This is a genomic window from Umezawaea endophytica (assembly GCF_025061645.1).
GTDB classification, from domain to species: Bacteria; Actinomycetota; Actinomycetes; order Mycobacteriales; family Pseudonocardiaceae; genus Umezawaea; species Umezawaea endophytica.
This window is the reverse complement of record NZ_JANYMP010000015.1, coordinates 242,574-250,840: the sequence shown is the minus strand read 5'-3', so window position 1 is coordinate 250,840 and position 8,267 is coordinate 242,574. Positions and strand designations below refer to the sequence as shown.

The 8,267-nt window shown below is 68.2% G+C and carries 6 protein-coding genes; all 6 read left to right on the top strand.

Annotated features, from left to right (window positions below; translation table 11 throughout):
* Positions 1-131 precede the first annotated feature (131 nt).
* Positions 132-1,541: an AAA family ATPase gene (locus NZH93_RS29260; RefSeq protein ID WP_259626445.1), complete on the top strand. Its 1,410-nt coding sequence runs from the start codon at positions 132-134 to the stop codon at positions 1,539-1,541.
* On the top strand, positions 1,538-2,182 hold the full coding sequence (locus NZH93_RS29255; protein WP_259626444.1) for a hypothetical protein: 645 nt from the start codon (positions 1,538-1,540) through the stop codon (positions 2,180-2,182). The genes NZH93_RS29260 and NZH93_RS29255 overlap by 4 nt, the downstream gene beginning before the upstream one ends.
* Before the next feature lie 52 nt (positions 2,183-2,234).
* Positions 2,235-3,377 carry a tRNA dihydrouridine synthase DusB gene (gene dusB / locus NZH93_RS29250; protein WP_259626443.1) on the top strand — a complete coding sequence of 381 codons (1,143 nt, stop codon included), beginning with the start codon at positions 2,235-2,237 and terminating at the stop codon, positions 3,375-3,377.
* On the top strand, positions 3,370-3,834 hold the full coding sequence (locus NZH93_RS29245; protein ID WP_259626442.1) for a hypothetical protein: 465 nt from the start codon (positions 3,370-3,372) through the stop codon (positions 3,832-3,834). Before dusB ends, NZH93_RS29245 begins: the two co-directional genes overlap by 8 nt.
* Before the next feature lie 177 nt (positions 3,835-4,011).
* Entirely contained in the window at positions 4,012-4,887 is an 876-nt protein-coding gene (locus tag NZH93_RS29240) for a GGDEF domain-containing protein (protein WP_259626441.1), read from the top strand.
* 326 nt (positions 4,888-5,213) lie between these two features.
* Positions 5,214-8,240, top strand: a complete 3,027-nt coding sequence (locus NZH93_RS29235) for an LCP family protein (RefSeq protein WP_259626440.1) — start codon at positions 5,214-5,216, stop codon at positions 8,238-8,240.
* Positions 8,241-8,267 lie beyond the last annotated feature (27 nt).

Genomic DNA, 8,267 nt, shown 5'->3' with positions numbered 1-8,267 from the left:
CCTGAAGGCAACGCACTGACACCCCCTAACAGACCGATCAACACACAGCGGTCCGCCGACGGCTGGTTGGCAAGCCGCTACGAGTGCGCATGCCAGCAATGATGTGACAGGCTGGACGCGGGAGGAACGCGATGCTCACCAGGCTTGAGGTCGACGGGTTCAAGAACCTAGTCGACACGAAGATCGACTTCGGGGCTTTCACCTGCATTGCAGGCGAAAACGGTACCGGGAAGTCCAATGTATTCGATGCCATCCGATTCCTCAGTTTGCTCGCAGACCGTTCACTGCTCGACGCCGCACAAGAAGTTCGCGGTGTCCACGGGGAACGGACTGGCGATCCTCGAGACCTGTTCTGGAATGGTTACGCAGCACTAAATCCTCGGGTTCGATTTGCCGCAGAGATGATCGTTCCGAGCGAGGTCGAAGATGATTTTGGTCGACCTACGACACCTACGATCACGTTCTTGCGTTACGAACTCTCCCTGGGCTACCAAGCACCGCGCGGATCCGAAAAAATCGGGCGCCTAACTTTGCTGGAAGAGAGCCTTCAACACATAAACCTTGGGGACGCACCTAGGCGCATACCTTTCCCCCATAACGTAAACCGATTTCGCAAAACAGTCCTGAAGGGACACAGAAGCGGCAAAGCGTTCATCTCGACCACGATCGAAGATAACCAACCAGTTATCCGAATTCACCAGGATGGCGGGAGCCGAGGCCAGCCAAAACCTTCTGCGGCCTATCGCGCGCCAGCAACGGTCGTAAGTACCGTAACTAGCGCTGACGATCCCACAATCCTGACCGCCCGACGCGAGATGCAATCGTGGCGCAGACTCGCTCTCGAGCCGTCCGCACTGCGGACTTCCGACCGATATGTGGATCCGCGAGCCATGGACGCCAACGGACGTCACTTGCCAGCCACCCTTTTCCGAGTTGCACTTGGAGATGAATCGACTGATCCGGAAGGTGTTTACGCACGAGTAAGTGGTCGACTTTCAGACCTTGCAGGCGTCAGGGTTCGCAGCCTACGCGTCCAGGAGGACGACACAAGGGAACTGTTGACCATTCAACTCAGAGAGGCAAGCGGCCTGGAACTGCCCGCACGCAGCCTCTCTGAAGGTACGCTTAGGTTTCTAGCGCTTTGCGTACTACTTGAGGATCCAACCGTAACTGGACTGATCTGCATGGAGGAGCCCGAAAATGGTATCCATCCTGCAAATTTGGAGGCGATGGTCCGGCTGGTTGAAGATCTAGCGGTTGATCCGACCGATGCACCAGGAGTAGACAACCCCTTCCGACAGGTCATAATCAATACTCATTCCCCAGGAATTGTACAGCTGGCCAGGCCCGATGACCTACTTTTTGCGGACACTGCTATCCGCGCAGCGCCAGATGGCTCAAACGCCCACACACTTCGACTTCGACCGATGGCCGAAACTTGGCGCGCAAAGCAACCCAACGAAATGCCGGTTACGAAGCTCGACATACTCCCTTATTTGACAACGCCACCCGGCGTACAGATCAGCCTGGAGTCCGCGTGACGATGCGCGTCCTCTTCCTTGGCGAGGGAACCAGCGATAGTGGTATCGTTCCGCAAATTGAAAAATTCGCCGCACAGCTTTCCATAGAAATTGCTGTGACCGATCCAGACCTAAGCCGCTTGAGCAACCCTCCGGGCAGAGCCGTAGCCGACAAGCTTCGAGTTGCGGTTGAGATTGGCGGAAGGTACGACCTCATCATAGTGCACCGAGACGCTGACCGCGATGGGCGCCAAGCCCGATTGGCCGAAATCACACAAGCAATCCAGACTATTGCGCCTACGACCTGCCACGCGGCCGTAATACCCGTTAGAATGACCGAAGCATGGCTGCTAACCAACGAATCGGAAATACGTCAAATAGCCGGGAACCCCAAAGGCCGAATCCCCCTGAACTTGCCAGCCCCAACCAAAGTCGAATCCTTGCCAGATCCGAAGAAAACACTCAAAGAGACCCTTGGAGTAGCATCTGGATTGTCAGGCAGGAAACTTAACAAGTTCCACGACCGATTCTCTCAGCACCGAAGGCAACTTCTGGAACGCCTCGACCCTGATGGTGGAATAAAGATGGTCCCTTCCTGGCAGTTTTTTATCACGGATCTCAAGGCAGGGCTGACAGCAGCAGCCGACAAGGTGTTGGAGTAGGACGTTGTCCCGGTGGCACGAGCACGACGGTCGATCAGTGACAATGGACTCGATGTCCACGGCACTCCAGACCTCCAAGTCCTTGCGGATCGGCCCGTTCGAGGTCGACCCGCCGGTCGTGCTCGCGCCGATGGCGGGCATCACCAACGTGGCGTTCCGCCGGCTGTGCAGGCAGTACGGGGCGGGGCTGTACGTGTGCGAGATGGTGACGGCGCGCGCGCTCGTGGAGCGCGACGCGACGACCCTGCACATGATCACGTTCGACCGCGACGAGCACCCGCGCTCGATGCAGCTCTACGGCGTCGACCCGGTGACCATGGGTCGCGCGGTGAAGATGATCGTGGACGAGGACCTCGCCGACCACGTCGACATGAACTTCGGCTGCCCCGTGCCCAAGGTGACGCGCAAGGGCGGTGGGGCGGCGCTGCCGTACAAGCGGCGGCTGTTCGGGGAGATCGTGCGGGCCGCGGTGCGGGCCGCCGAACCCGCCGGGATCCCGGTGACGGTGAAGTTCCGGATCGGGATCACCGACGAGCACCTGACCTACCTGGACGCCGGCCGGATCGCCGAGGCCGAGGGGGCCAGGTCGGTGGCGCTGCACGCGCGCACGGCGGCCCAGCGGTACTCCGGGCAGGCGGACTGGTCGGCCATCGCCCGGCTGAAGGAAGCCGTCACGTCGATCCCCGTCCTGGGCAACGGCGACGTCTTCAGCGCGCAGGACGCGCTGCGGATGGTCGACGAGACCGGGTGCGACGGGGTTGTCGTGGGGCGCGGGTGCCTGGGGCGGCCGTGGCTGTTCCGGGACCTGCAAGCCGCGTTCGCCGGGCTGCCGATCCCCGAGGGGCCGAGCCTGGGCGAGGTGGCGGTGGTCCTGCGGACGCACGCGGAGCTGCTGACCGAGCACTACGGCGAGGACAAGGGCGTGCGCGACCTGCGCAAGCACATGGCCTGGTACCTGCGCGGCTTCCCCGTGGGCGGCGACCTGCGGCGGAGCTTCGCGATGGTCGGCACGCTGACCGAGTTGGACGACCTGATCGGGCAGCTCGACCACGACGCGCCGTACCCGTCGGAGGCCGAGGGGCCGCGCGGTCGCCAGGGCTCGCCGGCGAAGGTGGTCCTGCCGGAGGGGTGGCTGGACGACCCGGAGGACGCCACCGTCCCGATGGGGGCGGAAGTGATGCACTCGGGTGGGTGACCGCCACCTGTGGGTGGGCGCGCTGGTCACGGCCTGCGCGCTGCTGCTGAGCGGCTGCGGGGCGTCGGTGGCGGGCACGGCCCGGCCGCTGCGGATCACCGAAGTGGAACGCGGCCAGGTCTCGGGTTACTTCACCCGGCTCAACGAGGCGGGCGGCAAGGGCAACACCGAGCAGCGGAAGCTGCTCCAGGACACCCAGCACCCGGACTTCCGCGCGCAGGCCTGCGAGCTGCGGGCGGGCACGCTGCGGATGGAACCGACGATGTCGACCCTGCGCACGGACCCCACCTGGGCGCCGCCGGGCAAGGACGCGCACCCGCGCGGGGTGGTCTACGTGGTCGCGGCGACCGTCACGCTGCTGGAGGACGGCGTCCCGGTCGGCGTCCAGATCGGCTCGCTGCACGTCGTGGTGATCGACGACGTGCCCTACGGGTTCGCCCCCTGCGTCGGCGGCTGAGCGCCCCACCGCGCGCTCGGACGGCTAGGGCACGGAGAGCCAGGTTGATCTCCGATCGTCACTAGTTCGGAGCAGCAGGCAGTCAACCAGACGGGGGAAATAACGCGATCACGAGTCCCGCTGGCTCAAGCGCCGCCTCTGATGGGACGACACCAGGCAAGTAGGGAGGTGAGCGCGATGACCGCACTGCGACCCGAAGTCGCCGAATCAGACCCGAACCGGAAGTCCGATGACCGACCGCTCGCGGTCGACGCCACCCCCTCCGAGAGCACCGGTCTCGTCGAACTCCACGAGTCGATCGCGACCCTGCTGGCGTCCCGCGGCCAGTGGCGGCAGGCGTACCAGCACCTCAGGTCGGCGCTCGACCTCGTATACGCGGACCAGGAGGAGCAGCCCCGCGTGCCGGAGCAGTTGCGGCGCGAGGTGGACCGGTTGCGCAAGGAGCACGCCGAGGCCCGCGAGCAGAGCCTCCGCGACAGCCTGACCGACAGCTACAACCGCCGGTACCTCGACCAGCGGCTGCTGGCGATCCTCACCGAGCGCGGCACGTCGCGGCACGGCCTGGCGATAGCGCTGATGGACCTCGACTGGTTCAAGCGGGTCAACGACACGTTCGGCCACCTGCTGGGCGACCGGGTGCTGCAACGGGTCGTCGAGCTGCTCCAGGCGGACCTGCCCGCGGACGCGTTCTGCGCGCGGTACGGCGGTGAGGAGTTCGTGCTCGTCCTGCCGAGTGTGACAGCGACCACGTCGGTCGCGATCGTCGAGGCGGCGCGGGAACGTGTCGAGCGTCACGAGTGGGCGGGCATCGCGCCGGGGCTGCGGGTCACGGTCAGCGGGGGCGTGGCCTACGAGCCGCCTGCCGACGCCCTTCCGGCCCGCCCGGCCGTGAGCGCTGAGCAGCAGTTGCTGCGGGCCGACAGCCTGCTCTACACGGCCAAGCGGTCGGGCCGGAACGCCGTCGCGTACCGCGAGAGCGGGCGGGTGAAGCTCGCGGGTCCCGCCGCCGGGCGCCGCGCGGTGTCGGATTCCAGGGTTCTCGGTTACTACTGACGCACCTATTTCGCCTAGTCGTTCACCCGTTCGGACCTGCCAGACTGCTCGGTACCGACTACTTGCTTCGTCGGTATCACCGGGAGTGGTCGTCAGGAGTCGCTGTCATCCGTACTATCGACCGCACTGACACGCCGGTGGTGCAACCACTGTGTCCTCGCCGTCGTCAACTTGTGATGACAACCCAGTAGTGGACTTACCTGAAGGGAGACCGGGTGCCCGACGAGCCCCGCCGTGGCGGCCCCGGTTCCCGAGGTGCCGAAGAACCCGAGGAAGAGCAGCCGTCAGGTCGTCGACGCCGTGCTGAAGGCGGCGGCGGTCTGAGCGTGTCCGACCTGGTGGAGCGGCACAGCCGCACCAACATCCCCCGGCCAGTTCCCCCGGCTCCGACGCCTCCGCCCGCGACCGGCCGCCGCGCCGCGCCGCCGCCCGCACCGGTTCGCCAGCCGCCTCCGGGACGACCGACCGGCGCCGAGCAGCCCGCGCGCCCCGCCGACACCGGGCGTCGCGCCGCACCACCCCCTCCGCCGCCCGCGGGCCGTCGTGCCGCGCCCCCGGCGGAGCCGACCGGCCGCAGGGCCGCGCCCGCCGCGCCTCCCGCGGACCCGAACGCACACCGCACGGCGCCTCCCGGTGAACCCACGGGTCGCCGCGCGGCACCCCCCGTGGACCCGAGCGCGCACCGCACCGCGCCTCCCGCCGAACCCACCGGCCGCCGCGCGGCACCCCCCGCCGAGACCCCGAGCCGCCGGGCCGTGCCCGACGCGCTGCTCGGCGAGGTCACGGGCCGCAGGGCCGCGCCGGAACCCCCCGCCGAACCGACCGGCCGCCGCGCCGCGCCGGAACCCGGTGAGCCCACGGGCCGCCGAGCCGCCCCCGAGCCGCCGTTCGGCGAGCCCACCGGTCGCCGTGCCGCCCCCGAACCCCCGGCCGAGCCCAAGGGCCGCCGGTCCGCGGAGGCTGCCGGTCGCCGGGCCGCGCCCCCCGTCGAGCCGACGGGCCGCCGGGCCGCGCCCGAGCAGTCGACCGGCCAGCGCCCGCTGCCCAACGGCGGCGGACGGCCTCCGCTGCCCCCAGAGGGCCACCGCGTCGCACCCCCGACTCCGCCCGCCGAGTCGACCGGCAGGCGTGCCGCCCCACCCGCGCCTCCCGTCGGTCCTCCTGGCGAGCACACCGGCCAACGCCCGCGCCCCACCGTGCCGCCGCCTGTGCCGCCCGCTGAGGGCACCGGCCGCCGTCCCCGCCCCGTTCCGCCCGGCGCGGCCCCCCAGCCGCCCCGCGGGGACGTCAGCGGCTCGCGTCCGATCCCGGCGCGCGGCGACTCGAGCGGTCCACGCCCCATGCCGCCGCGACCGCCCGCCACCGGCGCGCTCCCGATCCCGGCGGGCCCGGACTCCAGCGGCCCCCGGCGGATGCCGCCCGGTGCCGAGCCCGGCGGTCCTCGACCGCTGCCCGGTGACGACCCCAGCGGGTCCCGGCGGATCCCGCTGGACGGGACCGGGCCGCGGCGCGCGCCCATCGACAGCAGGCTGAACCCCACCGCGAACGAGGCACCCGAGCCGCCGAGGCCCGCGGGTCCCGAGCGCCGCGAGGAGATCGACCCGGCGAGCCTCACCACCGAGATGGAGGCGATCGGCGACGACGTCAAGAAGCGTCGCGAGGTCGACCACACGCTGGCGCGGTTCTCCGCCGTCCACGACGAGCTGGCCGAGCAGGAGCGCAAGCGCAAGGAGCGCAAGCAGAAGCTCATGCCGTGGAAGGCCGAGGAGGACGAGGACAAGACCGAGTACGCGGAACCGGTCGTCGTCGACGAGGACGGCGAGGTGCGGCCCGCTCGCGGCGGCCGGACCCCGAAGCACTCGAAGATCGTCCGGATCCTCAAGATCATCTCGTTGACGTCGGCCGTACTGGTCTTCGTGTCCACCGGCCTCGGCTGGGGCGCGCTGATGTGGGTGGACAGCAAGTTCACCGAGATCGACGCGCTGGGCTCGAACTCCGCCGCCGTGCAGGACGCCGAGAAGCAGTACGGCGACGAGAACTTCCTGATCGTCGGATCGGACACCCGCGCGAACGCGAAGCCCGAGGACGGCGTCGGCGACGCCGACAAGGAGCAGGGCGCCCGGTCGGACGTGCTGATGCTGGCGCACGTCCCGGCCGACCGGAAGCGCGTCGTCGTGGTGTCGCTGCCGCGCGACGTGCGGGTCGACCGGCCCGCGTGCGAGGGCTGGGACTCGTCCACCGGCCAGTACAACGGCGAGCAGGTCCAGGCCGCGAAGGGCGTGATGGCCAACGAGGCCTACGCGCTCGGCGGCCCGAAGTGCGTGACCTCGATGATGAGCGAGATCACCCACCTCAACATCAACCACTTCATCAGCGTCGACTTCAACGGCTTCAAGAGCATGGTCGACGCGGTCGGCAGCGTGAACGTCTGCGTGCCGAAGCCGATGAAGGACGACGAGCTCGGCGTGCTGTTCGAGAAGGCCGGGAAGTACGACATCTCCGGCGACCAGGCGCTCAACTACGTGCGGGCCCGCAAGGTCTCCGGCGAGGTGTTCGGCGACTACGACCGGATCACCCGGCAGCAGAAGTTCCTGTCCTCGTTGCTGCGCAAGGCGCTGTCCAACGAGATCCTGCTCAGCCCGAGCAAGCTGAACTCGTTCATCAACGCGTTCGCGGGCTCCACGCAGGGGCAGAACGTCGGCGCCGACCAGCTCCTCACCCTCGGGCAGTCGTTGCAGGGCCTGGAAGCGGGCCGCGTCAGCTTCGTGACGATGCCGCACCGCACCGAGGAGGGGCCGACGCTGAGCCCTGACGACAACACCGAGGAGTTCGTCCCCGAAGAGGCGGACCGGTTGTTCAAGGCCATCATCGAGGGCACCCCGCTGCCGGGCGAGACGCCGGACGCGGACCCGAACAAGAACGACTCGCCGACCACGCAGAAGCCCCCGGCGCAACCGGGCGCGGGCAAGATCATCGACCCGAAGCAGGTGCACCTCCAGGTGCTCAACGGCGACCCCGACGCGGGCGGCGCCGGTGGCAGGCTGAAGGAGTCGCTGATCGAGCAGGGCTTCGACGTCGTCAAGACCGACGACGCACCGCCCGTCGACAAGACCATCATCAAGTACGGCGTCGGCGGCGAGGACGCGGCGGCGACCCTCGGCGCGGCGATCCCTGGCGCGACGCTCCAGTTCGACGCCACCATGGGCAGCGCGGTCGCGGTCGTCATCGGTCCGAACTTCGACGAGAAGGTCGTTTCTCCGCAGGGCGGAACGGCGCAGAACACGGCCGCGGGCCAGAACTCCACCCCCGAGGATCTGTCCATTGTGAACGGTGGCGCCGACCCCTGCGCCTAGGGGAGCTGGACACCATCGGTTCATCCG